Origin of the sequence: Paraburkholderia caffeinitolerans, from assembly GCF_902859945.1 — a bacterium.
In the GTDB taxonomy this organism is placed as follows: Bacteria; Pseudomonadota; Gammaproteobacteria; order Burkholderiales; family Burkholderiaceae; genus Paraburkholderia; species Paraburkholderia caffeinitolerans.
Window position 1 is genome coordinate 152,342 of the sequence record NZ_CADIKL010000012.1, and the last position, 23,493, is coordinate 175,834.

General features: G+C 65.1%; 22 protein-coding genes. 5 read left to right on the plus strand and 17 right to left on the minus strand.

What is annotated here, in order from left to right; all coding sequences use genetic code 11:
• Positions 1-4 precede the first annotated feature (4 nt).
• From kdsA to HV773_RS14770, 7 genes are all read right to left on the minus strand, one after another.
• Entirely contained in the window at positions 5-859 is an 855-nt protein-coding gene (gene kdsA / locus HV773_RS14740; RefSeq protein WP_129561806.1) for a 3-deoxy-8-phosphooctulonate synthase, read from the minus strand.
• Positions 856-2,517 (minus strand): CTP synthase, encoded by a 1,662-nt coding sequence (gene pyrG, locus HV773_RS14745; protein ID WP_129561805.1) that lies wholly within the window; start codon positions 2,515-2,517, stop codon positions 856-858. Before pyrG ends, kdsA begins: the two co-directional genes overlap by 4 nt.
• A 187-nt stretch (positions 2,518-2,704) precedes the next feature.
• Positions 2,705-3,508 (minus strand): alpha/beta fold hydrolase, encoded by an 804-nt coding sequence (locus HV773_RS14750; protein ID WP_129561804.1) that lies wholly within the window; start codon positions 3,506-3,508, stop codon positions 2,705-2,707.
• A gap of 82 nt (positions 3,509-3,590) precedes the next feature.
• Positions 3,591-6,155 (minus strand): DNA internalization-related competence protein ComEC/Rec2, encoded by a 2,565-nt coding sequence (locus HV773_RS14755; protein WP_129561803.1) that lies wholly within the window; start codon positions 6,153-6,155, stop codon positions 3,591-3,593.
• Positions 6,156-6,265: 110 nt separating this feature from the next.
• Positions 6,266-7,054, minus strand: coding sequence for a TatD family hydrolase (locus HV773_RS14760; protein ID WP_129561802.1), 789 nt, complete (start codon positions 7,052-7,054; stop codon positions 6,266-6,268).
• A gap of 29 nt (positions 7,055-7,083) precedes the next feature.
• Positions 7,084-7,815 carry a lipoprotein-releasing ABC transporter ATP-binding protein LolD gene (gene lolD / locus HV773_RS14765; protein WP_129561801.1) on the minus strand — a complete coding sequence of 244 codons (732 nt, stop codon included), beginning with the start codon at positions 7,813-7,815 and terminating at the stop codon, positions 7,084-7,086.
• The gene (locus tag HV773_RS14770; protein WP_129561800.1) at positions 7,808-9,061 is read right to left on the minus strand and encodes a lipoprotein-releasing ABC transporter permease subunit; all 1,254 of its coding nucleotides are present in this window, start codon (positions 9,059-9,061) and stop codon (positions 7,808-7,810) included. Before HV773_RS14770 ends, lolD begins: the two co-directional genes overlap by 8 nt.
• Before the next feature lie 170 nt (positions 9,062-9,231).
• Between HV773_RS14770 and HV773_RS14775 the strand changes: the two genes are divergently transcribed.
• The 5 genes from HV773_RS14775 (at position 9,232) to HV773_RS14795 (ending at position 16,017) form a co-directional block, all read left to right on the plus strand.
• On the plus strand, positions 9,232-10,392 hold the full coding sequence (locus tag HV773_RS14775) for a regulator (protein WP_174220046.1): 1,161 nt from the start codon (positions 9,232-9,234) through the stop codon (positions 10,390-10,392).
• Positions 10,393-10,423: 31 nt separating this feature from the next.
• Positions 10,424-12,130, plus strand: coding sequence for a single-stranded-DNA-specific exonuclease RecJ (recJ, locus tag HV773_RS14780; RefSeq protein ID WP_129561798.1), 1,707 nt, complete (start codon positions 10,424-10,426; stop codon positions 12,128-12,130).
• 119 nt (positions 12,131-12,249) lie between these two features.
• Positions 12,250-13,354 (plus strand): peptide chain release factor 2 gene (gene prfB / locus HV773_RS14785; protein ID WP_129561797.1). Its coding sequence is split into 2 segments (ribosomal slippage): positions 12,250-12,330 and positions 12,332-13,354, totalling 1,104 coding nucleotides; the frame shifts between segments, so codons are not numbered across the junction.
• 112 nt (positions 13,355-13,466) lie between these two features.
• Positions 13,467-15,002: a lysine--tRNA ligase gene (gene lysS / locus HV773_RS14790; protein ID WP_129561796.1), complete on the plus strand. Its 1,536-nt coding sequence runs from the start codon at positions 13,467-13,469 to the stop codon at positions 15,000-15,002.
• Positions 15,003-15,279: 277 nt separating this feature from the next.
• On the plus strand, positions 15,280-16,017 hold the full coding sequence (locus tag HV773_RS14795; protein ID WP_129561795.1) for a glycine zipper 2TM domain-containing protein: 738 nt from the start codon (positions 15,280-15,282) through the stop codon (positions 16,015-16,017).
• A 125-nt stretch (positions 16,018-16,142) separates the two neighbouring features.
• Here HV773_RS14795 and iscX read toward each other — a convergent pair whose 3' ends face one another.
• The 10 genes from iscX to HV773_RS14845 all read right to left on the minus strand — a co-directional run bounded on the left by iscX (position 16,143) and on the right by HV773_RS14845 (position 23,344).
• On the minus strand, positions 16,143-16,340 hold the full coding sequence (gene iscX, locus HV773_RS14800) for a Fe-S cluster assembly protein IscX (protein ID WP_129561794.1): 198 nt from the start codon (positions 16,338-16,340) through the stop codon (positions 16,143-16,145).
• Positions 16,341-16,366: 26 nt separating this feature from the next.
• Positions 16,367-16,708: an ISC system 2Fe-2S type ferredoxin gene (fdx, locus tag HV773_RS14805; RefSeq protein ID WP_129561793.1), complete on the minus strand. Its 342-nt coding sequence runs from the start codon at positions 16,706-16,708 to the stop codon at positions 16,367-16,369.
• Positions 16,709-16,856: 148 nt separating this feature from the next.
• Complete coding sequence (gene hscA / locus HV773_RS14810) at positions 16,857-18,728, minus strand: Fe-S protein assembly chaperone HscA (RefSeq protein ID WP_129561792.1); 1,872 nt, start codon at positions 18,726-18,728, stop codon at positions 16,857-16,859.
• 125 nt (positions 18,729-18,853) lie between these two features.
• Positions 18,854-19,390 (minus strand): Fe-S protein assembly co-chaperone HscB, encoded by a 537-nt coding sequence (hscB, locus tag HV773_RS14815; protein WP_129561791.1) that lies wholly within the window; start codon positions 19,388-19,390, stop codon positions 18,854-18,856.
• Positions 19,391-19,498: 108 nt separating this feature from the next.
• Positions 19,499-19,822 carry an iron-sulfur cluster assembly protein IscA gene (gene iscA, locus HV773_RS14820; RefSeq protein ID WP_129561790.1) on the minus strand — a complete coding sequence of 108 codons (324 nt, stop codon included), beginning with the start codon at positions 19,820-19,822 and terminating at the stop codon, positions 19,499-19,501.
• Between the two features lie 164 nt (positions 19,823-19,986).
• Positions 19,987-20,391 (minus strand): Fe-S cluster assembly scaffold IscU, encoded by a 405-nt coding sequence (gene iscU, locus HV773_RS14825; RefSeq protein WP_129561789.1) that lies wholly within the window; start codon positions 20,389-20,391, stop codon positions 19,987-19,989.
• A gap of 112 nt (positions 20,392-20,503) precedes the next feature.
• Positions 20,504-21,727, minus strand: a complete 1,224-nt coding sequence (locus tag HV773_RS14830) for an IscS subfamily cysteine desulfurase (protein WP_129561788.1) — start codon at positions 21,725-21,727, stop codon at positions 20,504-20,506.
• Between the two features lie 72 nt (positions 21,728-21,799).
• Positions 21,800-22,333, minus strand: coding sequence for a Fe-S cluster assembly transcriptional regulator IscR (gene iscR / locus HV773_RS14835; RefSeq protein ID WP_028216877.1), 534 nt, complete (start codon positions 22,331-22,333; stop codon positions 21,800-21,802).
• A gap of 154 nt (positions 22,334-22,487) precedes the next feature.
• Positions 22,488-22,970: a low molecular weight protein-tyrosine-phosphatase gene (locus HV773_RS14840; protein ID WP_129561787.1), complete on the minus strand. Its 483-nt coding sequence runs from the start codon at positions 22,968-22,970 to the stop codon at positions 22,488-22,490.
• Positions 22,971-23,095: 125 nt separating this feature from the next.
• Complete coding sequence (locus HV773_RS14845) at positions 23,096-23,344, minus strand: hypothetical protein (RefSeq protein WP_129563311.1); 249 nt, start codon at positions 23,342-23,344, stop codon at positions 23,096-23,098.
• Between the last annotated feature and the right edge of the window lie 149 nt (positions 23,345-23,493).

Here is a 23,493-nt window from a genome sequence, read left to right on the forward strand (position 1 = left end):
GCGATCAGTTGAAATCGTTCTCGAGGAACGGCGCACGCTTGACCGCCTGGTCGAGCGTAACGAGCGTTTCGAGCAGATCGGCCATGCGATTGAGCGGCACGGCGTTGGGGCCGTCCGACTTCGCTTCGGCGGGCTTCGGATGGGTCTCCATGAAGATACCCGCGATGCCCGTGGCCATGGCCGCGCGCGCGAGCACCGGCACGAATTCGCGCTGGCCGCCCGAGCTCGTGCCCTGCCCGCCCGGCAACTGCACCGAGTGAGTCGCATCGAACACGACCGGCGCGCCGGTCTCGCGCATGATCGCGAGCGAGCGCATGTCCGACACGAGATTGTTGTAGCCGAACGAGACGCCACGCTCGCACGCCATGAAGCGGTCTTCGGAAAGACCCGCCTCACGCGCTGCGTCGCGCGCCTTGTCGATCACGTTCTTCATGTCGTGCGGCGCGAGGAACTGGCCCTTCTTGATGTTCACAGGCTTGCCCGAACGCGCGCACGCATGGATGAAGTCGGTCTGGCGGCACAGGAACGCGGGCGTCTGCAGGACGTCCACAACCGATGCCACGGGCCCGATTTCCTCTTCCGTATGCACGTCGGTCAGCACGGGCAGGCCGAGCTGGCGCTTCACTTCGGAGAGGATGCGCAGGCCCTCGTCCATCCCGAGGCCGCGAAACGACTTGCCGCTCGAACGATTGGCCTTGTCGTAGGACGACTTGTAGATGAACGGAATACCGAGCTTCGCGGTGATTTCCTTCAGGCGGCCGGCCGTGTCGATCGTCATCTGTTCGGATTCGACGACACAGGTGCCCGCGATCAGGAAGAACGGCTTGTCGAGACCAACCTCGAAACCGCACAGATTCATGCTTTCTCCTCAGCCTGCGCCTGCTGGTGGGCGACCGCCGCTTCGACATAGGCCTTGAACAACGGATGGCCGTCACGCGGCGTGGACGTGAATTCCGGGTGGAACTGAACGCCTACGAACCACGGGTGCATGTCGCGCGGCAACTCCATCATCTCCGGCAGGTCTTCGGTCGGTGTACGGGCGCTGATGATAAGGCCACCGGCTTCGAGCTTGGGCACGTAGCCGTTATTGACTTCATAACGGTGACGATGACGCTCGTTCACATCCTTGCCATAGATTTCCGAGGCGAGCGTGCCGGGCTTGATCGGGCAACGCTGCGAACCGAGGCGCATGGTGCCGCCGAGGTCCGAGTCTTCAGTGCGCTGCTCGACCTTGCCTTCGCGGTCCTTCCATTCGGTGATGAGCGCGACCACGCGGTCCGGCGTGTCCGGATCGAACTCGGTGCTGTTCGCGTGCTTCAGGCCCACTACGTCGCGCGCGAATTCGATCACGGCGAGCTGCATGCCGAGGCAAATGCCGAGATACGGCACCTTCGCTTCACGGGCGTACTGAATGGCCTTGATCTTGCCTTCGGTGCCGCGACGGCCGAAACCGCCCGGCACGAGAATCGCGTCGAGACGCTTGAGGCTTTCGACACCCTCTTCGTCAATCTGCTCGGAGTCGATGTACTCGATGTTCACCTTCGTCGAGGTCTTGATCGACGCGTGGCGCAGTGCTTCGATAAGCGACTTGTACGACTCGGTCAGATCGACATACTTGCCGACCATGCCGATCGTGACTTCGTGCTGCGGATTCTCGAGCTTCTCGACCATCTCCGACCACACCGCGAGATTCGCGGGACGGGCCGAAAGCTTCAGTGCGTCGCAGACGATCGAGTCGAGGCCCTGGTCGTGCAGCATCTGCGGGATCTTGTAGATGCTGTCCGCGTCCCACACCGAAATCACGGCGTCTTCAGGCACGTTCGAGAACATCGAGATCTTCGAGCGTTCGTCGTCGGGAATGCGGCGGTCCGCGCGGCACAGCAGCACGTTCGGATAAATGCCGATTTCGCGCAGCTTCTGCACGCTGTGCTGCGTGGGCTTGGTCTTCAGTTCGCCAGCGGTGGCGATGAACGGCACCAGCGTGAGGTGCACGAAGCACGCGCTGTTGCGGCCAAGGCGCAGGCTCATCTGGCGCGCGGCCTCGAGGAACGGCAGCGATTCGATGTCGCCCACCGTGCCGCCCACTTCGACGATCGCCACATCCGGCTCGCCGCACGTGGCCGAAGCCGCGCCGCGCTCGATGAACGCCTGGATCTCATTCGTGATGTGCGGAATGACCTGCACGGTCTTGCCCAGATAGTCGCCGCGGCGTTCCTTGCGGATCACCGATTCGTAGATCTGGCCCGTGGTGAAGTTGTTGGCCTTGCGCATCTTCGTGCTGATGAAGCGCTCATAGTGGCCGAGGTCGAGGTCGGTTTCCGCTCCGTCTTCCGTCACGAACACTTCGCCGTGTTGAAACGGGCTCATCGTGCCGGGGTCGACGTTGATGTAGGGATCGAGCTTGAGGAGGGTGACTTTCAGACCGCGCGATTCGAGGATCGCGGCGAGGGAGGCGGCGGCAATACCCTTGCCAAGGGAAGAAACTACGCCGCCGGTGACGAAAACATATTTGGTCATCGCTGGATGCTCGCGGGAAAAACGGATTATACCGTAAAGCAAGGGCTAACCCTGAATTTTGCGCGAGCTCTTTATCGGGCGGCGCGCGTCCCCGCGCACGTCCATGCGGGACTGATTGCGCCCCTTGCGTGCTCATCGCGATGCTCGCCGGACACGCCGCTGGACGAGCCCGCGCGAACCGTACCGCTCAGCCGCCGCTGGCCATTGCGTAGAGCATGCGCTGCACTGCGCGCGCCGTCTCGATCGGCCGTTCCATCGGGTAGAGATGGCTGCCCTCGATCCATTCGAAGCGCTCGCCGGCAAGGCGCCGCGTGGCCGCCAGGCCGGCATGGCGCAACTCATTCGAGTGCGTCCCGCCGATAAAGCTGACCGGCACCGGCGAGCCATGTGCGAGCCGCGTGCCGAAGGTATGCGGCAAGGTTCGATAGATCAGGTACTCGGTACGACGGTCGAACGCGAGCGTGCGCGTGCCGTCGGCCGAGGTCTGAGGAATGCCGAAGTCGATATAGTCGGACAGTACGCGCTCGTCCCAGCGCGCGAACGCCGGCTTCGAGTGAAAGTGACGCCAGGCTTCGTCGCGGTTGGCCCAACTGGTGCGGCGCGTGCGCGTGGCGGCTGCGGGCGTGATGCGCTCGTCGAGCCCTGTCCATTGCGAGAATCTGAGCATGCTGCTGCGCCAGCCCGCGATCACCGGCGAGTCGAGCATCACCACGCCCCTCACCCAGTGTGGCTTCCTGAGCGCCGCCATCAGCGAGAGATAGCCGCCGAGCGAATGGCCGACCAGCCAGACCGGATTTTCGTAACGTCGCCCGATGTCCTCGATCAGTTGATCGACGAGATGCGGCCAGTCGCGCGTCACGGGGTAGCGTGCGTCATGGCCGATGCGCTCGATGTAGCGCAACTCGTGGGTGTCGCCGAGTTCGGCGAACAGCGTGCGGTAGATCGAGGCCGGAAAGCCGTTCGCGTGTGAAAAGTGGATGACGTTCTTCAATGCCCTGTTGTCTCCGGTCCTCGGTCTTGTGGCTGGATTTGCTGCTGTTGTTTCACCGGATTCCCCTGCGCTTGCACGCGCGTCACTCGCCCGCGTCCATCCAGTAGCGCCGCTGTGTATCGCGAAAGCGCTCGACGCCAAGCCCCCCCGGCGCTGCTTCGACCCGTGCCGCGCCATCGGTGTCGCTGCGCGCCAGCACGATGTGGCGCGACTCGTAGCGCGCGAACACCCCCGGGTGCGGATGGTGAAACCGGTTCAAGTAGCCTACCTGAAATATGGCGACACGCGGCTCGACAGAGTCGAGGAACGGTTCAGTCGACGAGGTCTTGCTCCCGTGATGCGGCACGACGAGCACCTGGGCCTGCAGACGGCCGGGGTCACGCGCGACGAGCGTGCGCTCGGTGGGCGCCTCAATGTCGGCGGCGAGCAATGCGGAGACAACGCCGCCCTCCGTGTCGCTACCAGGCGCCGTGGAGACGCGCAGCACACAGCAATGCGCATTGGGTTTGCCGGCGAGTGGTCCGGCATTTGGCCAGAGCACTTCGAACGTGACGCCATCCCACTGCCAGCGCTGCCCAGCGGCGCACTGCACGGTGTCGGCGCCAGAGCGGCGCGCGCTCGCCCAAAGCGGATGAGCGGGCAGAATGCCCGCGACGAACTGATGTACCGGCACGGCATCGAGTACGGCCTGCGCGCCGCCCGAATGGTCGGAATCGTCGTGGCTCACCATGAGCGTATCGAGCCGCATCACGCCATGCGCCTGTAGATAAGGCACGACGATCCGCTCGCCTGCATGCGTGGATTCCGGCCCGGGGCCGGCATCGAAGAGCAGAGTGTGCCGCGCGGTCTCGACGAGCACCGCCGTCCCCTGCCCGATGTCCAGCGCGCTCAGGCGAAACGCGCCTGGCGGCGGCCCGCTCGGCGGGGGCACAAGGAGCGGCAACCAGGTAAACGGCGCGAGCCAGCGTAGCGGCCAGCCGCGCGGCGCGAGACACCATGCGACGCCGACCGCCGCACAGCCCAGCGCCCAGTAGCCGGGTTGGGGCAGGCGCAGCACGGCCCAGGGCCACCCTTCCAGCGTTGCGAGCGCGGTGGCGAGCGCCTCGATCAACACATGCGCCGCACGCAGCGCGAGGGTATCGAGCGGTGCGGGTAGCACGACGCCCGCGAGCACGGCAGGTGTCACGAACATGCTGACCCACGGAATCGCAAAAGCGTTCGCCAGTGGGCCCACCAAGGGAATCTGCATGAACCAGTACGCCGTGAGCGGCGCCAGTGCAAGCGTGACCGCCCACTGAACGCGCGCCCCGTTCCTTACCTTGGCCCAGAGGCTGCGCGCGGCTCTACGCCAGCGCTCGTAACCGAAAGCGGAGTAGAGCCGCGCCTTCAGGCGTGGCGGACGACTCGCTTCTGGCGGCTCCGCCTTCTCGCGCATGGGATCGGCTTCTTCCGGCGAGAGCGCGATATCGTCGATTTGCCGCACGCGCGGCATGCCAGTCGCCGCGAACAGGATGGCCGCAACGGCGCCGAACGAGAGCCAGAATCCAGCCGCAGTAACCGCCCACGGATCGCGCAGCAACACAAGACCGAGCGCCCACGCGAGCACATGGCCGCGCGCCAGTTCGCGCGAACTCCAAAGCGCCGTGGCCGTGACCGCGAGCATCCACAGCGCGCGCTGCACGGGGACGTTGAATCCTGCCAGCGCGGCGTAGGCCGCCGCCACGCAGAGCGCGCCGGCAACGGCCATTTTCTGGGCCGGCACGAACAGCGGCGCCTCGATGCCGCGCCAGCGCGCTCGTCGCCAAAGCGCGCCGACAATCCAGCCGGACAGGCCAGCCACGAACGTTAGATGCAGTCCGGAAATCGCCACAAGGTGACTCGTGCCGGTGTTGCGCAGAAGCCGCCAGTCGGCGTCGCTCACGGCGTCCTGCGCGCCGGTCGCCAGCGCCACGACGATGCCGCGATGCGGCGCGTCGCCAAGCACGGCGTCGATGCGCGCACGTACCGCCTCGCGCACTCGTTCGATGCGTACGCCTGCGCCCTGTGCGTCTAGTGCCAGTCGCCGCGCGTGCTCGGGGTTGCTGACGTAGCCCGTCGCACGCACGCCGCGCGAGAGCAAGGTGGTTTCCGTGTCGCGCAGGCCGAAGTTGCCCTCGCCGTGGGGACGTTTGAGCCGCACGCTCAGGCGCCAGCGCGCGCCGGGTTCGATGCGGGGCAGCGGCGCGTCGCGCGTCACCCACGTGAGTTGTATGAGTTGCGGCAGCTTCGCACCAGCGGCGCGCATAGACCACGACTCCACGGCAAACAGGAAGCTCGCCCTGCCTATGTCGTGGGCAATCATGCGCGCGATATGCCCGGTCACGTCGATATCGCGTGTCTGCCACGCAACTGGCAGCGCCTCAGCAAGCCGCAGCTCTGCGCGCCAGACCCCATAGCCGAAGCCCGCACATGCCGAGGCCAAGCCAACGGCCATCCACCCGGCGAATTTGCGCACGCCACCGGGCACGCCAAGCAGCATCCATGCCGCCGCCAGCGCCGCGAGTGCGGCCAGCACCGTCAACGCAAGCCACGCGCCCCACCCCGGCAATGCGGACTGGCGTTGCAGCACGATTATTCCGAGGGCGAATCCGCACCACGCTGTCCGCATCGCGCCTCCTTCGTTGCAGGGCGACGCGCAAGCACGAACCACGCAGGTAATCCCGCGCAGCCGCCTTTATCGTGCAAATCGTGCGATAAAACGCGCCACCTTCGAAAGAATTATGCAGATGAAAGCGCGAGCCGGGGCAGCGCCGCCACAGCGTTGGCCGTTGTGCCAAGGGCAAGTTCTTCGGGCGTCATGCCGCGCAAGGCAGCGAGCACATCGCCGATGCGCGGCACCTGGTCCGGCGTATTGCGCGCCCGATAGAGCCAGGACGGCGAGATGTCGGGCGCATCGGTTTCCATGACGATCGCCTCGAGCGGCAATTGCGCCGCGAGACGCCGGATCTGCAAGGCCCGCTCGAAGGTCACGTTGCCGCCGAAGCCCAGATGCATGCCCTGCTCGATGAATGCGTTCGCTTGCTGGAAACTGCCGTTGAACGCATGCGCGATGCCTCGGCGCACGCCATGGCGGCGCAGGCCCTTGAGCACCTGATCCTGCGACTTGCGCACGTGACAGATCGCAGGCAAGTCGAACTCGCTGGCAAGACGCAGTTGTGCGTCATAGAAGTATTGTTGGCGCGCGTCGTCGAGGCCCGGCACGAAGTAGTCGAGGCCGATCTCGCCAATGCCGACGAAGCGCGGATCGTCAAGGCTCGCCGCGACCTCGGCGCGCAATGCGTCGAGATCCTCATCGCGGGCTTGCGGCGTATAGAGCGGATGAATCCCGAGCGCGTAGACCGCGCCCAGTGTGCGATGCGCGAGCGCGCGCACGGTCGCGAAGTTCTCGCGCGCGACTGCGGGAATCACGATGCGCCCGACGCCCGACGCGCGCGCGGCCGACGCCACCGCGTCGCGGTCTGCGTCGAACTCGCTGGCATCGAGGTGGCAATGTGTATCGATCCACATGGCAAGCGCGCTCCCGCCGCGCACAGGCGTCAAGCCTGCACGACCGGCTCCTCGTGCAGGGTGCCGTCGCGCAGTCGCACGATGCGGTCGCAGCGCGCCGCGAGGTCCGGGTCGTGCGTGACGATCACGAAGCTCGTCTGGAATTGATCGGACAATTCGAGCATCAGGTTGAACACCGTATCCGCCGTGCCGCCATCGAGATTGCCGGTCGGCTCGTCCGCGAGCACGCAGGCGGGCCGCGTCACCAGCGCGCGCGCAATCGCCACGCGCTGACGCTCGCCGCCAGAGAGCTCGCCGGGGCGATGCCGCGCGCGATGGGCGAGACCCACGCGATCGAGCATCTCCAGCGCCTCGCGGCGCGCGTCGTCCTGCGTCATGCGGCGGATGCGCAGCGGCATCGCCACGTTATCGAGCGCCGAGAACTCCGGCAGCAGGTGATGGAACTGATAGACGAAGCCCAGCGCGCGATTGCGCAAGTCGTTGCGATCGCGCTCGGAAAGCTCGGTAAACGGCTTGCCGAGCAGCTTGACGTTGCCGGTGCCCGGCTCGTCTAGCCCGCCCAGCACATGCAACAGCGTGCTCTTGCCCGAGCCCGACGCGCCCACGATCGCGAGCTTCTCGCCGCGCTTCACGGAAATTTCGGTGTCGTGCAGCACGTTCACGGCCAGCGCGCCCTGCCCGAACACCTTGGAAACGCCGTGCCCTTCGAGCACGTACGGATAGTCGCCCGCCGCGGCGAGGATCGATTGACGGTCATTCATAACGCAGCGCCTCCGCCGGACGAACCTTGGCCGCGCGCCAGCTGGGATAGAGCGTCGCCAGCGCGGACAGCACGAACGCAATCGAGCCGATGCGGATCACGTCAGACGCGACGAGTTCCGAGGGCAGCTCGCTGATGAAATAAACCGACGGCGGCAGGAATTGCACGCCGAGCAGGTGCTCGATCATCGGCACGCTCCATGGAATGCTCCACGCGATCAGACAGCCGAGCGCGATGCCGAGGGCTGTGCCCGCGAAGCCGATCGTCACGCCCTGCACGAAGAAGATCTTCATGATCGAGCCGGGTTGCGCACCGAGCGTACGCAGGATCGCGATGTCGGCCTGCTTGTTAGTGACGGTCATCACGAGCGACGACACGAGATTGAACGCCGCGACCGCGATGATGAGCGTGAGGATGATGAACATCATGCGCTTTTCGATCTGCACGGCGGAGAACCAGGTTTTGTTCTGTTGCGTCCAGTCGCGGATATAAAGATCGCCGGAAAGCGTATGCACGAGTTGGCGCGCAACGGCAGGCGCGCGCTGCATGTCTTTCAGGCGCAGGCGCACGCCGGTTGGCGCGGAGAGGCGATAGAGCACTTCGGCGTCGCGGATGTTGATGAGCGCGAGCGAGCTGTCGTACTCGTAATGCCCCGACTCGAACACGCCGACCACCGTGAACTGCTTCAAGCGCGGCAGCATGCCCGCCGGCGTGATGCTGCCTTCGGGCGCGACCAGCGTGACCTTATCGCCCTTGGTCACGCCAAGGCTCGCGGCAAGGTCCCCGCCGAGCACGATGTTGAAGCCGCCCGGCGTGAGATCGTTCAGGCTGCCCATCTTCATTTCCTTGTCGATGTCGGACACCTGCGGTTCTTCGGACGGCTCGACGCCGCGCAGTGCGACGCCGCTCAGGCTCTCGCCGCGCGTGAGCAGCGCCTGGGCATCCACATAGGGCGCGGCCCCAATCACCTCGGAATTGGTTTTCGCCTCTTTGGCGGTGAGCTGCCAGTCAGGCATCGCGCCGGTCGGCGAAAAAATTTCGATGTGCGCCAGCACCGAGAGCATGCGGTCACGCACGTCGCGCTGGAATCCATTCATCACCGAGAGCACGACAATGAGCGCCGCCACGCCAAGCGCAATGCCCGACATCGAAATAAGTGCGATGAACGAAATAAAGCCGTTGCCGGTCGTGCGCTTGCCGGCGCGCGTGTAGCGCCAGCCTATTTGCCATTCGTAGGGAAGTTTCAAGCGAATCCTTTCGTGCGTCTTCGTTGCGCGTGGGGCGCGCCGGCCCGCAAGCTGCTGAATTACGTGCCGCAGCAAACCAGCAGTCAATCGCGAATCAACCGCGAAGTTTGCCACACTCAAGGCGTCTCACGGACTTTACGCCGCCGCGACGCCAACTGCGCCGAAGTACAATGCGCACCATCATGCCCGTCGACCGCCTCCATCTCCTCGTGCCGTTCGCGCTGCCATCCGCAGCGGCGGCGTCAACCGCCCTCGCTGGACTCGAATTCCCGGCACTCTCGAAACTGGTCGCGCGTGCGACGCTGGGCGAGCAAGTGATCGGCGAAGATTTTCAGCGCACGCTGCCGCACGAACGATGGGTCGCGCGCGCGTTCGGCGCTGCTGCGCCCGAGGCGACGGCCGTCCCCGCCGGCAAGAATGGCGCGGGCAGCGCCGATGACGAAGCCCCGCTCGCCCCGTGGATGCTGCTCGCCGACGGCGGCACGCCCGGCGACGCCACCTGGGCTTGCATCCAGCCCGTGCACGTGCGCATTGCGCACGACCATCTGGTGCTGATCGACCCGGCCTCGCTCGAACTCGCCGATGCCGACGCCGCCGCGCTCTACGCCGTGGCCAGACCACTTATCGAAGAACTCGGCGTGCGCGTCGAAGCGCCCACGCCCCAGCGCTGGTACCTGTCGAGCGATCAGTTCGGCACGCTCGCGGGCGCGTCGCCGCTGCGCGCGAGCGGGCGCAACATCGAAATCTGGCTGCCTCACGAGGCGCACTCGGGCCAGCGCTCGCGCGCATGGATGAAGGTGCAGAACGAGGTACAGATGGCCTGGTTCGAGCACCCCGTCAATGAAGCGCGCGAGGCGCGCGGCCTGCCCGCCGTCAACTCGATCTGGTTCCACGCGCAGGGCGCGCTGCGCCCGGTCAAACGGGCGTTCGCGTGCGTGCGCTCGGACGCCGCGGCCACGCGCGGGCTCGCGCTCGCCGCCGGCGCGGAGCTCGGCGCGGCTCCCGATACGTTTCGCGCGCTTGCCGCAGCGCCTGGTAGCGCATCGGCAGGCACATCGCCCAACAGCACCCCGAACAGCGCCACACTCGTCGAACTCGACCCGTTTTCCGCCGCCTATATCCAGCAGGACTGGGGCGGCTGGAACGCCGCGTTCGCGAAACTCGAGCGCGACTGGTTCGCGCCCGCGCTCGCTGCCCTCCAGGCCGGCGAGCTGGCCGAACTCGGCTTCACGCTGTGCGGCGACACCGGCTCGGTCACGCTCACGGCCAAGCGCGGCGACCTGCGCAAATTCTGGCGACGCCGCGAGTTCGCGTCGCTGTTCGTCGAATGACATCCAACGTTTTCTCCACGACCTCTCACGCATGACCCGAATCGTCACCCGCGCCTGCTCCCCCGCCGATACCGAAGCCCTGGTCCGTCACGGCCTGCACCCGGTGCTCGCCCGGCTCTATGCCGCGCGCGGCGTATGTCAGCCCGACGAAATCGAGACCGGCCTCAATCGCCTGCTCCCGCCTGCCGGCATGAAAGGGATCGACGACGCCGCGATCCTGCTCGCCGACGCGCTCGAAGCGGAGTGCCGCATGCTCGTGGTCGCCGACTACGACTGTGATGGCGCAACCGCCTGCGCTGTGGCCGTGCGCGGCCTGCGCATGCTCGGCGCGCAAATCGACTATCTCGTGCCAAACCGTTTCGAGTACGGCTACGGCCTCACGCCCGAGATCGTCGCACTCGCTGCACAGCGCAAGGGCGGCCCGCCCGACATCCTGATCACGGTCGACAACGGCATCGCCAGCGTGGAGGGCGTGGAAGCTGCCAACGAGCTCGGCATCGAAGTGCTCGTGACCGATCACCACTTGCCCGGCGACACGCTGCCCGACGCGCGCGCCATCGTCAATCCGAACCAGCCGGGCTGTACGTTCGAGAGCAAGTGCATCGCAGGCGTGGGCGTCATGTTCTATACGCTGCTCGCGTTGCGCGCCGAACTGCGCCAACGCGGCTGGTTTGATGAAACGCGCCCCGAGCCGCGTCTGGACGGCCTGCTCGATCTGGTCGCGCTCGGCACCGTCGCCGACGTCGTCAAGCTCGACGGCAACAACCGCGTGCTCGTCGCGCAGGGGCTGCAGCGCATCCGCAACGGTCGCATGCAGCCCGGCATCGCCGCGCTGTTCCGCGCTGCGGGCCGCGACGCGAAAAGCGCCTCGGGCTTCGATCTGGGCTTCGCACTCGGGCCGCGCCTGAACGCGGCGGGCCGGCTTTCGGACATGTCACTTGGCATCGAATGCCTGACCACCGACGACGTGGGCCGCGCCTGGGAACTCGCGCAACAGCTCGACACGATGAACCGCGAGCGCCGCGAGATCGAAGCGGGCATGCAACAGCAGGCGCTCGCCGATCTCGCCAACGTCGATCCGCAAGACAACGCCACGCTCACGCTCTTCAACGAGGGCTGGCACCAGGGCGTGATCGGCATCGTCGCCGGGCGGCTCAAGGAGAAGTTCCACCGCCCCTCCTTCACGTTCGCGCCCGCCGACGACAATGGCGAGATCGTGAAAGGCTCGGGCCGATCGATCCCCGGTTTTCATCTGCGCGACGCCATCGACCTCATCAGCAAGCGCGAGCCCGGCCTGATCCACAAGTTCGGCGGCCACGCGATGGCCGCCGGCATGACGCTCGCCGCTGCCGACGTGCCGCGCTTTGCCGTCGCATTCGAGCGCGTGGGCCGCGAATGGCTCTCCGCCGAGGCGCTCGCGCGCACGGTGGAAACCGACGGCGAGCTCGAGGACGCGTGGTTCACGCCCGATTTCGTCGAAATGCTCGACGCGGCCGTTTGGGGCCAGGGCTTTCCGGCACCGGTTTTCTCGGGCGAATTCGAAGTGGCCTCGCAGGCGCTCGTGAAGGACAAGCACCTGAAGCTGCAACTGCTGCGCGGGCGCCAGCGCTTCAACGCAATCTGGTTCAACCACACCGAAACGCTGCCGCAGCACACGACCGTCGCCTACCGGCTCGTGCGCGACACGTGGAACGGCGTCTCGCGCGTGCAGCTCGTGGTGGAGCACGCGGCGCTCTGAACGACAACTGAACCGCGCATCGGGCAGCACAGCCAGCGGGGCCGTCACGCCCCGCCGCGCCCTTGATGCATGTCCAATCAGCTATAATTTGATGTTTTACACGCCGGATCACGATACAAATGGAAGCGGAACGTCTCAACGCGATCGAAGCCCTTTTGGCGGACCTGCGCACGCGCGCGGGCGAGCTACGGGGGTATCTTTGACTACGACGTAAAAGCCCGACGGCTAGTCGAAGTCAACAGCGAACTCGAAGACCCCAACGTCTGGAACGACTCCAAGCACGCTCAGGGCCTCGGCAAGGAAAAGAAATTGCTCGAGGGCGTGGTGCACGTGCTCGACGGCATCGAGAACGACACGCGCGACACCCAGGATCTCTTCGAGATGGCGCGCGAAGAAGGCGATGAGGACACGCTCGTCGCCATCGAAACCGATGCTCAGGCAATCGAAGCGCGCGTAGCCGACGTCGAGTTCCGCCGCATGTTCGCGAACCCGGCCGACCCGAACAATGCGTTCATCGACATCCAGGCGGGCGCGGGCGGCACCGAGGCCTGCGACTGGGCGTCCATGCTGCTGCGCCAGTACGTGCGCTACTGCGAACGCAAGGGCTTCAAGACCGAGGTGCTCGAAGAGTCCGAAGGCGACGTGGCCGGCATCAAGAGCGCGACCATCAAGGTCGAGGGCGAATACGCCTACGGCTTCCTGCGCACCGAAACCGGCATTCACCGCCTCGTGCGCAAGTCGCCGTTCGATTCGTCGGGCGGGCGTCACACGTCGTTCTCGTCGGTGTTCGTGTATCCGGAAATCGACGATTCGTTCGAGATCGAAGTCAATCCGGCCGATCTGCGCATCGACACGTACCGCGCTTCGGGCGCGGGCGGTCAGCACATCAACAAGACCGACTCCGCCGTGCGTATCACGCACATCCCGTCGGGCATCGTCGTGCAGTGCCAGAACGACCGCTCGCAGCACCGCAACCGCGCCGAAGCCATGGCAATGCTGAAGTCGCGCCTGTACGAAGCCGAAATGCGCAAGCGCCAGTCGGAGCAGGACAAGCTCGAAGCGGGCAAGTCGGACGTGGGCTGGGGTCACCAGATCCGCTCCTACGTGCTCGACAACAGCCGCATCAAGGATCTGCGCACGAACGTCGAAATCAGCAACACCAAGGCCGTGCTCGACGGCGATCTCGACGCTTTCATCAGCGCAAGCCTGAAGCAGGGCGTGTAAGCCCGGGCGCCGCCCTCTCCTGCCGCGCCGCGGCCCGTGAGGCACCCTGCCCGGGCCGCAAACCGAATCATCTGCGGCAAACCAACCGCGAATCAAAGAATACCGAGCCACCATGACCGAACCGACCCAGCCGAACGCGGCCAGCGCCGCGCCCGAAGTCGACGACAACCAGATCATCGCCGAGCGCCGCGAAAAGCTGCGCGCGCTGCGCGAAACGGGCGTCGCCTATCCGAACGACTTCCGCCCCACTCACCACGCCGCCGACCTGCAGCGCGAGTACTCCGACACCGACAAGGACGCGCTCGAAGCGCAGGCCCTCGAAGTGTCGATCGCGGGCCGCATGATGCTCAAGCGCGTGATGGGCAAGGCGAGCTTCGCGACGGTGCGCGACGGCTCGGGCCAGATCCAGTTCTTCATCACGCCCGCTGATGTGGGCGAGACCACCTACGACGCGTTCAAGAAGTGGGACCTGGGCGACATCGTCGCCGCGAAGGGCGTGCTGTTCCGCACCAACAAGGGCGAACTCTCAGTGCGCTGCACGGAACTGCGCCTGCTCTCGAAGTCGCTGCGCCCGCTGCCGGACAAATTCCATGGCCTCTCGGACCAGGAAATGCGCTATCGCCAGCGCTACGTCGACCTGATCGTCACGCCCGAAGCGCGCGAAACCTTTGTGGCGCGCACCAAGGCAATCTCGTCGGTGCGCCGCTTCATGGCCGACACCGGCTTCATGGAAGTCGAAACGCCGATGCTGCACCCGATCCCGGGCGGCGCGGCGGCCAAGCCCTTCGTCACGCACCACAACGCGCTAGACATGCAGATGTTCATGCGCATCGCACCCGAGCTCTATCTGAAGCGCCTCGTCGTGGGCGGCTTCGAGCGCGTGTTCGAGATCAACCGGAACTTCCGTAACGAAGGCGTTTCGCCGCGTCACAATCCGGAATTCACGATGATGGAGTTCTACGCCGCGTACACGGACTACACGTGGCTCATGGACTTCACCGAGCAGTTGATCCGCCAGGCCGCAGTCGACGCCTCGGGCACCGCCGTGCTCACGTATCAGGGCCGCGAACTCGATCTGTCGAAGCCGTTCCATCGCCTGACGATCGTGCAGGCGATCCAGAAGTACGCGCCGCAGTACACGAACGAGCAGCTTGCCGACGCGGCCTTCCTGCGCACGGAACTCAAGAAGTTCGGCGTGGACGCGAACCAGCCGCAGTTCCTCAACGCGGGCGTGGGCGCACTGCAACTAGCGCTGTTCGAGGAGACCGCCGAGTCGCAACTGTGGGAGCCGACCTACATCATCGACTACCCGGTCGAAGTCTCGCCGCTCGCACGCGCCTCCGACTCGACGCCGGGCATCACCGAGCGTTTCGAACTCTTCATCACGGGCCGCGAGATCGCTAACGGCTTCTCGGAGCTCAACGATCCGGAAGACCAGGCCGCGCGCTTCAAGAAGCAGGTCGAGCAGAAGGACGCCGGCGACGAAGAAGCCATGTTCTACGACGCCGACTACATTCGCGCGCTCGAGTACGGCATGCCTCCGACGGGCGGCTGCGGCATCGGCATCGACCGTCTGATCATGCTGCTCACCGACAGCGCCAGCATCCGTGACGTGATTCTCTTCCCGCATCTGCGCCGCGAAGACTAAGCCTCACACATGCCGAACGGGGCGCATGCGGCTCACGCCGTATGCGCCCCGTTTGCATTTGTAACCGGCAGTAAATGCGCCCGCCCCGCTTCCCGGGCATGCCAGATGCGGTACGCGGATAAACCGCGTCGTGCCGGGCAGCACGACCCCTGTCAGCGTTCGATCCCTGTTTCGGCTTGCGCTCGCATAGGTCAGGTTACAACTTGAAACGACCGATCGATCGAATTGGCCCAAACTTGTTCAAACAAAGCCAACTCGGCTCAAGACGGAGCCATTTATGAACAATCCCGATCCGAAACCAACCACGCCGAACCGCCGTATTCATCCGCTCGTCGCCACTGCAGCGGGGGCGGTCATCGTTGCCAGCCTCGCGGCCACAGCGGCCATCACCGGCGTCTTCCCCAAGGCCTCGAGCACGACCGAGCAGAACGCGCAAAGCCAGACCGGCCAGACCGAGATGATGGCCTCGCAACCGGTGATCGACTCCACCCGGCCCGCGACCAGCGCGCAAATCGCACAGAACGCCGCGCAGAACGCCGCGCAAAACGAGCAGAACGCACCCGCTGAGGCGCAGCCTGCTCCAGTGGCCCAGCAGCAGCCTGCAGCACCGGCCGCTCCGCCGCCACAGTACGGCCAGCAGCCGCAGCAATACGCTCAGGAAGCGCCGCCCCAGCAGGCCGCGTGCGCCTCGTGCGGCGTAGTCGAGGGTGTCTCCGAATCGCGTCAGGAAGGCCATGGCACCGGCATCGGCGCGGTGGGCGGCGCAGTCGCGGGCGGCGTGGTCGGCAATCAGTTCGGCAGCGGCAATGGCCGTACGGCCATGACCTTGCTAGGCGCGCTGGGTGGCGGTCTCGGTGGCAATGCGGTGGAAAAGCATCTGCGCAGCACCACGAGCTACTCGGTGCGCGTGCGCATGGACAACGGCAAGACGCGCTACTTCACTTATCATCAGGCGCCGCCATTCCAGCAAGGCCAGCGCGTGCGCGTCGAAAACGGCACGCTCGCGGCGGGATGACGAACGCTTAGCTTCGCGCTCTACTCCAGAAACAAAAAAGGCGATTCACCTTCACAGTGAATCGCCTTTTTGCTGACTACGGGGTAACCCAACAGCCCGCGCCAATGCGCCAGCGCGAATGCGGATCAGTAGCCTGCTTCTTCGATCCAGGCCGCCTGAATGGCCTCCAGAATCTTCTCGTTCGAGCGATCGGGTTTGTCGTCGAAACCTTCAAGCTCGGTGATCCAGCGATGCAGATCGGTGAAGCGCACATACTGCGGGTCGATCTCGGGATGCGTATCCGTCAACGCCATTGCGATGTCCTGCGTATCGGTCCATTTCATGGCAGCGCGCTCCTCTCTCCGATGGATTAGTGGTTTTCCTTCGCGTGGTTGATCGAGTAACGCGGAATCTCGACCACCAGGTCATCTTCGGAGGGCACGAGGGCCTGGCACGACAGCCGCGATGTGGGCTCCAGACCCCACGCCTTGTCGAGCAGGTCGTCTTCGGTTTCCTCCGACGGCTCGAGCGCATCGAAGCCTTCGCGCACGATCACGTGACAGGTCGTGCAGGCGCACGACTTCTCGCAAGCATGTTCGATCTCGATGCCGTGCGCGAGCAGCGCATCGCACACACTCTCGCCCGGCTTGGCGTCGATGACCGCGCCCTCCGGACACAGTTCGACATGGGGCAGCACCACGATTTGAGGCATTGTGATTTCCGTATCCAATAACTTCTGTATCGGGCGCGACCCGCCTGCCGACGGTGTCATCGCCCATTCTACTGAGGTAGCGCGCTTGGGCTACATCGGGAAAGCACGCACGCCTGGCGTGCTTTCCGATGCATTGGCCGGCGCGCGTTCAACCAATTTCGTCGAGCTTCTTGCCCGCAAGCGCGCGCTTGATGCCCTTGTCCATGCGCCGCGCGGCGAACTCGTCGGTGCCTTCGGCCAGCGACTTGGTGGCCGCTTCGATCGCGTCGGTGTCCTCACTCTGCACGATTTGCGCGAGCGCCGCGATCAGCGCATCGAGTTGCGCGCGCTCGGCTTCGTCCAGCAGTTCGCCGTCGGCGGCGAGAGCAGAGTTCGTCGCCTCGATCACGCGTTGCGCCTCGACCTGCGCCTCGCGCAGCGCGCGGGCGCGCATGTCGATGTCGGCGGTCTTGAAGCTGTCTTCGAGCATCTTCGCGATGTCGTCATCGGCGAGGCCGTAGGACGGCTTCACCACCACCGACGCCTCCACGCCCGAAATCTGCTCGCGCGCGAACACCGACAACAGGCCGTCTGCGTCCACCTGGTAGGTCACGCGGATGCGCGCCGCGCCCGCCGCCATCGGCGGAATGCCGCGCAGCTCGAAGCGGGCGAGCGATCGGCAGTCGGAGACGAGCTCACGCTCGCCCTGCACCACGTGGATCGCAATCGCGGTCTGGCCGTCCTTGAAGGTCGTGAAGTCCTGCGCACGCGCGACCGGGATGGTCGAGTTACGCGGAATGATCTTCTCGACGAGACCGCCCATCGTCTCCACGCCGAGCGACAGCGGGATCACGTCGAGCAGCAGCCAGTCGTCTTCGCCGCCGCGGTTGCCGGCGAGCAAGTCGGCCTGGATCGCCGCGCCGAGCGCGACGACCTGATCCGGGTCCAGATTCGTGAGCGGCGCCTGGCCGAAGAACTGCTCGACAGCGCGGCGTATGACCGGCATGCGCGTCGCGCCGCCCACCAGCACCACGCCCTTCACTTCCTTCGCAGCCACTTTGGCGTCGCGCAGCGCCTTCTTCGTGGGCGTGAGCGTGCGTTGCACGAGCGCTTGCGTGAGTGCCTCGAAGCGCGGCTCGTCGATCGTCACCGCGATCTGCTGGCCGTTCGAGAGCGCGACTTCAATGCGCGCTTCGGGTGCCGACGAGAGCGCTTCTTTCGCGTCGCGCGCGCGGTCGAGCAACAGGCGCACGTCTTCGGGCTTGAGCGCCGCGCGCTCGATGCCGGACTGTTCCAGCACCCAGGCGAACAGCGCCTGATCGAAGTCGTCGCCGCCGAGCGCGGAGTCGCCGCCCGCCGCGAGCACTTCGAAAACGCCCTTGGTGAGCTTGAGGATCGACAAGTCGAAGGTGCCGCCGCCCAGGTCGTAGACCGCGTAGAGCCCTTCGGCGCCGTTGTCGAGGCCATAGGCGATAGCAGCTGCGGTCGGCTCGTTCAGCAGCCGCAGCACGTTCAGGCCGGCCAGACGCGCCGCGTCCTTGGTCGCCTGGCGCTGCGCTTCGTCGAAATACGCGGGCACCGTGATAACCGCGCCGACGAGTTCGTCGCCGAGCGTGTCTTCGGCGCGCTGGCGCAGCGTGGCGAGGATTTCCGCCGAGACCTCGACGGGGCTCTTCACGCCGTCGATGGTCTGGATCTGCACCATGCCCGGCGCATCGACGAATTCGTACGGTGCGTTCGCCGCGCCTTCCACGTCGGCCTTGCCGCGGCCCATGAAGCGCTTGACCGAGACGATCGTGTTGCGCGGGTCGCTAGCCGCTTCCGCCTTGGCCGAGCGGCCGATGCGACGACCGCCATTCGCGAGATAGCGCACGACCGACGGCAACAGCACGTGGCCGTCTTCGTCGGGCAGCACGTCGGGCACGCCGCTGCGCACCGCGGCGACCAGCGAGTTCGTCGTGCCGAGGTCGATGCCGACGGCGAGCCGCCGCTGATGCGGCGCCGGCGCCATGCCGGGTTCGGAAATTTGCAGTAATGCCATCTCTGTGATCTGTTGCGGGCCGCCTTGCATCGTCCGGTCGATCGTCTCGACGATGAATCGGCAGCCCTGTGCTGTGTCCGTGTCCTGCGCTTTTTTGCCAGGCGGCCGCGCCTGGGCGGCCCCGCCTAGCTCTCCAGCCGCTCGATCTGCGAGTCGACTTCGGCCGCCACGCGCTCGACGAACATCAACTGGCGCACGGCTTCCGCCGCCGGCTGATTCGAACCGCTGTCGAGCAGCGCGCCCAGCTTCGCGAAACGCACGCGCTCGTCGTCGCGCAATTCGGCCGCGAGCGCATCGAGCGCGTCGACGTTCTTCGCGCCCACTGCATCCTCGATCGCCTCGCGCCATTCCATCTGCTGCATCAGGAACGCCGGCTCCATGGCCGTGTTGTTCTCCGCGCCAACGTCGATGCCGCGCAAATGCAGCAGATAGGTTGCGCGCTTGAGCGGGTCGCGCAGCGTCTGGTACGCCTCGTTCGCTCGCGTGGCCCACTGCATCGCCACGCGCTTTTGCGCCTCGCCGGCCGCGGCGAAGCGATCGGGGTGCACCTGCGCCTGCACGGCGCGGTAAGCGTTGGCGAGCGAGTCGGCGTCGAGCGTGAACTGCTCGGGCAAGCCGAACAACACGAAATGGCTATCAGAGAGCGAAGAAAGCGAGGCCATCGAAATGAACGTTCTTGTGATGCTGTCGTGGGGATCAGGCGACGCGGCACACCGCATCAAAAAATCAAAAAGGCGGCACAGGCCGCCTTTTCACCGCAATACGCGCGCTTAAATGCGGAAGGACTCGCCGCAGCCGCACTCGTCCTTCACGTTCGGGTTTTTGAACTTGAAGCCCTCGTTCAGGCCCTCGCGCACGAAGTCCAGCTCCGTGCCGTCGATATAGGAGAGGCTCTTCGGGTCCACGATGACCTTCACGCCGTGGCTCTCGAACACGTTGTCCTCGGGCGCGAGCTCGTCGACATATTCGAGCTTGTACGCAAGGCCCGAGCAGCCTGTCGTACGCACGCCAAGGCGCAAGCCCACGCCCTTGCCGCGACGAGTCAGGTACTTCTGCACGTGCTGTGCCGCTTTTTCTGTCAACGTGATTGCCATAACGTTTCACCGCTTCCCGCGTCGTTCGTTTCAGGCTTGCACCTGCTTCGACCCGACACGGCGCAGGCTTGCCTGCATCCAAATTCATTCATCTGCGACCGCACGCCAAATGGCTTGCCGCCGCTCCGCCCGCTCGCCGAACCCGGCGCGCGCTATCGCAAACCTTAAGCCGCGTCTGCCTTGGCTTCCGTCGTATGACGCTCACGGTAGTCGGCCACCGCTGCCTTGATCGCGTCTTCCGCGAGAATCGAGCAGTGGATCTTCACCGGCGGCAGCGCCAGTTCTTCGGCGATCTGCGTGTTCTTGATGTCGAGCGCCTGATCGAGCGTCTTGCCCTTCACCCACTCGGTCACGAGCGAGCTCGAAGCGATGGCCGAACCGCACCCGTAGGTCTTGAACTTCGCGTCTTCGATCACGCCGTCCGCGCCCACGCGGATCTGCAGCTTCATGACGTCGCCGCATGCGGGCGCGCCCACCATGCCGGTGCCGACTGCGTCGTCGTCCTTCGCGAACGAGCCGACGTTGCGCGGGTTTTCGTAGTGGTCCAGAACCTTGTCGCTATATGCCATGATCACACTCCTTCAATTCGTGTTTGCCGCGCTGCATGCAGTGGTCTGCCGATTGCGCTGCGGCCGGGTCGATGTTCGTTGCTCGAAGCGCCTTAGTGCGCCTTAGTGCGCCTTAGTGCGCCGCCCACTGGATGGTCGACAGATCGATGCCATCCTGGTGCATTTCCCACAGCGGCGAGAGTTCGCGCAGCTTGGCGATCTTCGTCTGCAGCAGGTTGATCACGTAGTCGACGTCCTGTTCCGTCGTGAAGCGGCCCACCGTGAAGCGGATCGAGCTGTGCGCGAGTTCGTCGTTGCGGCCGAGCGCGCGCAGCACGTACGACGGCTCGAGCGACGCCGAGGTGCACGCCGAACCCGACGACACCGCCACGTCCTTGACCGCCATGATCAGCGACTCGCCTTCGACAAAGTTGAAGCTGATGTTCAGGTTGTGCGGGACACGCTTTTCCATGTCGCCGTTCACGTAGGTCTCTTCGATTTGCGAGAGCCCCTTGAGCAGACGGTCGCGCAGCATGCGAACGCGCTCGTTTTCCGTAGCCATTTCTTCACGTGCGATGCGGAACGCCTCGCCCATGCCGACGATCTGGTGCGTGGCCAGCGTGCCCGAGCGCATGCCGCGCTCATGGCCGCCGCCGTGCATCTGCGCTTCGATGCGCACGCGCGGCTTGCGGCGCACGTACAGCGCGCCGATGCCCTTCGGGCCATAGGTCTTGTGCGCCGAGAACGACATCAGGTCGACCTTGAGCTTTTGCAGGTCGATGGGCGCCTTGCCGGTGGACTGCGCGGCATCGACGTGGAAAATGATGCCCTTCTCGCGGCAGAGTTCGCCGATCGTCTCGATGTCCTGGATCACGCCGATCTCGTTGTTCACGTGCATGACCGAAACGAGGATCGTGTCGGGGCGCAGCGCAGCCTTGAGCACGTCGACATCGATCAGGCCGTCGTCCTTGACGTCCAGATACGTGACTTCGTAGCCTTCGCGCTCGAGTTCGCGGCAGGTGTCGAGCACGGCCTTGTGCTCGGTCTTCACCGTGATGATGTGCTTGCCCTTGCTCTTGTAGAAGTGCGCAGCACCCTTGATTGCGAGGTTGTCCGACTCGGTTGCACCGGAGGTCCAGATGATTTCGCGCGGGTCGGCGTTCACGAGCGCCGCGACGTTCTCGCGCGCTTCTTCGACGGCACGCTCCGCGTCCCAGCCATAGGCGTGGCTGCGCGACGCCGGATTGCCGAACTGCTCGCGCAGATACGGAATCATCTTGTCCACCACGCGCGGGTCGACGGGCGTCGTCGCGCTGTAGTCCATATAAATGGGCAGGTGGGGAATGTCGTTATTCATCTATCGCTCCGGGGGATTCTGTCTGCTGCTCTGTGTATTGCGCTGGCCGTGGTCGGGATCCGGAATTCGGGATCAGGAACCGGCCATGTTGAATATGGAATTCGGCCCGAGCGGTACCGTGCGCACTGGCTCCATCGCCGGCGCCTCGGTGCGGCGGTCGCGCAAGACGGTGGGCGCGGCGCCTTCGCGGGCGCGCTGCTTGTCCACCAGATCCTTCAGCGAAACCGAATCGAGGTACTCGACCATCTTCTGGTTCAGCGTCGACCACAGCTCGTGCGTCATGCAGTGGCCGTCGTGCTGCTTGGTGCCCTCGCAGGCGCCCTTGCCGCCGCACTGAGTGGCGTCGAGCGGCTCGTCCACGGCGATGATGATGTCCGCGACCGTGACATCCTCCGCGCGGCGCGCGAGGTTATAGCCGCCGCCCGGCCCACGGACCGATTCGACGATTTCATGACGGCGCAGCTTGCCGAACAACTGTTCCAGGTACGACAGCGAAATATGCTGGCGCTGACTGATACCCGCAAGCGTCACCGGGCCCTGCTCCTGGCGCAGGGCCAAGTCGATCATCGCCGTAACGGCGAAACGGCCTTTGGTGGTGAGTCTCATGATGTAGGGGAACCGCAATTCTCGACAATTTTCGTCAAGTATAAATACATGACTAGTTTAGTCAAGTATCCGCGCCGCCATCCGGGTTATTAGGCGCATGACGAAAAGGGAAAACGGCGCAAAACCTGCACGGGAGTACGCCGCCACGCTCACCTCAGCCCACCAGTTGGGGGCGCAATGCCGCCAGCAGGCCCGAACACGCCGTTTCGCACTGGTCGAGCACCGTCTCGAACCCGGCGGCGCCGCCAAAATACGGGTCGGCGACCACGCGCTCCTGCAACTGTGGCGCGAATTCCATCAACAGACGAATCTTCTCGCGCCCGGCAGACGGCATCACCCGCTCAAGCGCCGTGACATTGGCGTCGTCCATCGCGACGATCAGGTCGAACGTACGAAAGTCCTCCGCCGCGATCTGGCGGGCGCGCAGCGGCGCCAGATCGTAGCCGCGCTTGGCCCCGGCACGCTGGGCGCGTTCGTCGGGCGCCTCGCCGATATGCCAATCGCCCGTACCCGCCGAATCGACCGACACGTGCGCGCTCAAACCCGCCTCGTCGACAAGGCGCCGCATCACGGCTTCAGCCGTGGGCGAACGGCAGATGTTGCCGAGGCAAACAAAGCAGACGGAAACCTTTTTCATCGATTCGGGTGTGAAGCGCACAGCGGTTTGGAACACGCCGCTGTGCGCGGGCGAATTTTCAATTATACAAAGTGTCGACGATGTGCGCTGAACGCAGCCTGCGCCATCGTCCAGGCCGTTGCGGCTTAGATCGCGTTCGACCGCAGCAGCGGGGCGACGCTGCCGATTGCCTTGACTGGCGCCTTGACGGGGGTTGCCACCTCGCCCGCGCCATCAACCAGACCATATGACACTGCGCGCGCCAACTCAGCACTCACGCGATCGGCCGCCAGCGGGAACTGCTGCTCGGCGGTATTCCATGCATGAGCCCATGCGATCGCCGCAAGCGGCACGATCAGCGCCAGCGGCCAAAACACCATTATTTTCTTTTTCATGATGCGACTCTCTCTCGACTGTGGAGCGATAGGCTCAGACGCACTATCGCCAGTCGAAATGATATAGATGATCGCAATCAGGAAAAACCCGGCAAAGACGAACACACTGTTGTCTCAGGTTAAACAGTGCGCCGCCTATAGCGGGTGAA

What these genes read in the sequence shown, in the direction of transcription:
- hscB (WP_129561791.1), bottom strand. Translation starts at nt 19,390, where the DNA reads ATGGCCTCGCTTTCTTCGCTCTCTGATAGCCATTTCGTGTTGTTCGGC.
- HV773_RS14760 (WP_129561802.1), bottom strand. Translation starts at nt 7,054, where the DNA reads ATGTGGATCGATACACATTGCCACCTCGATGCCAGCGAGTTCGACGCA.
- iscR (WP_028216877.1), bottom strand. Translation starts at nt 22,333, where the DNA reads ATGAGACTCACCACCAAAGGCCGTTTCGCCGTTACGGCGATGATCGAC.
- iscU (WP_129561789.1), bottom strand. Translation starts at nt 20,391, where the DNA reads ATGGCATATAGCGACAAGGTTCTGGACCACTACGAAAACCCGCGCAAC.
- iscA (WP_129561790.1), bottom strand. Translation starts at nt 19,822, where the DNA reads ATGGCAATCACGTTGACAGAAAAAGCGGCACAGCACGTGCAGAAGTAC.
- HV773_RS14775 (WP_174220046.1), top strand. Translation starts at nt 9,232, where the DNA reads ATGCGCACCATCATGCCCGTCGACCGCCTCCATCTCCTCGTGCCGTTC.
- HV773_RS14795 (WP_129561795.1), top strand. Translation starts at nt 15,280, where the DNA reads ATGAACAATCCCGATCCGAAACCAACCACGCCGAACCGCCGTATTCAT.
- lysS (WP_129561796.1), top strand. Translation starts at nt 13,467, where the DNA reads ATGACCGAACCGACCCAGCCGAACGCGGCCAGCGCCGCGCCCGAAGTC.
- iscX (WP_129561794.1), bottom strand. Translation starts at nt 16,340, where the DNA reads ATGAAATGGACCGATACGCAGGACATCGCAATGGCGTTGACGGATACG.
- pyrG (WP_129561805.1), bottom strand. Translation starts at nt 2,517, where the DNA reads ATGACCAAATATGTTTTCGTCACCGGCGGCGTAGTTTCTTCCCTTGGC.
- hscA (WP_129561792.1), bottom strand. Translation starts at nt 18,728, where the DNA reads ATGGCATTACTGCAAATTTCCGAACCCGGCATGGCGCCGGCGCCGCAT.
- fdx (WP_129561793.1), bottom strand. Translation starts at nt 16,708, where the DNA reads ATGCCTCAAATCGTGGTGCTGCCCCATGTCGAACTGTGTCCGGAGGGC.
- HV773_RS14845 (WP_129563311.1), bottom strand. Translation starts at nt 23,344, where the DNA reads ATGAAAAAGAAAATAATGGTGTTTTGGCCGCTGGCGCTGATCGTGCCG.
- HV773_RS14755 (WP_129561803.1), bottom strand. Translation starts at nt 6,155, where the DNA reads ATGCGGACAGCGTGGTGCGGATTCGCCCTCGGAATAATCGTGCTGCAA.
- HV773_RS14830 (WP_129561788.1), bottom strand. Translation starts at nt 21,727, where the DNA reads ATGAATAACGACATTCCCCACCTGCCCATTTATATGGACTACAGCGCG.
- lolD (WP_129561801.1), bottom strand. Translation starts at nt 7,815, where the DNA reads ATGAATGACCGTCAATCGATCCTCGCCGCGGCGGGCGACTATCCGTAC.
- recJ (WP_129561798.1), top strand. Translation starts at nt 10,424, where the DNA reads ATGACCCGAATCGTCACCCGCGCCTGCTCCCCCGCCGATACCGAAGCC.
- HV773_RS14840 (WP_129561787.1), bottom strand. Translation starts at nt 22,970, where the DNA reads ATGAAAAAGGTTTCCGTCTGCTTTGTTTGCCTCGGCAACATCTGCCGT.
- kdsA (WP_129561806.1), bottom strand. Translation starts at nt 859, where the DNA reads ATGAATCTGTGCGGTTTCGAGGTTGGTCTCGACAAGCCGTTCTTCCTG.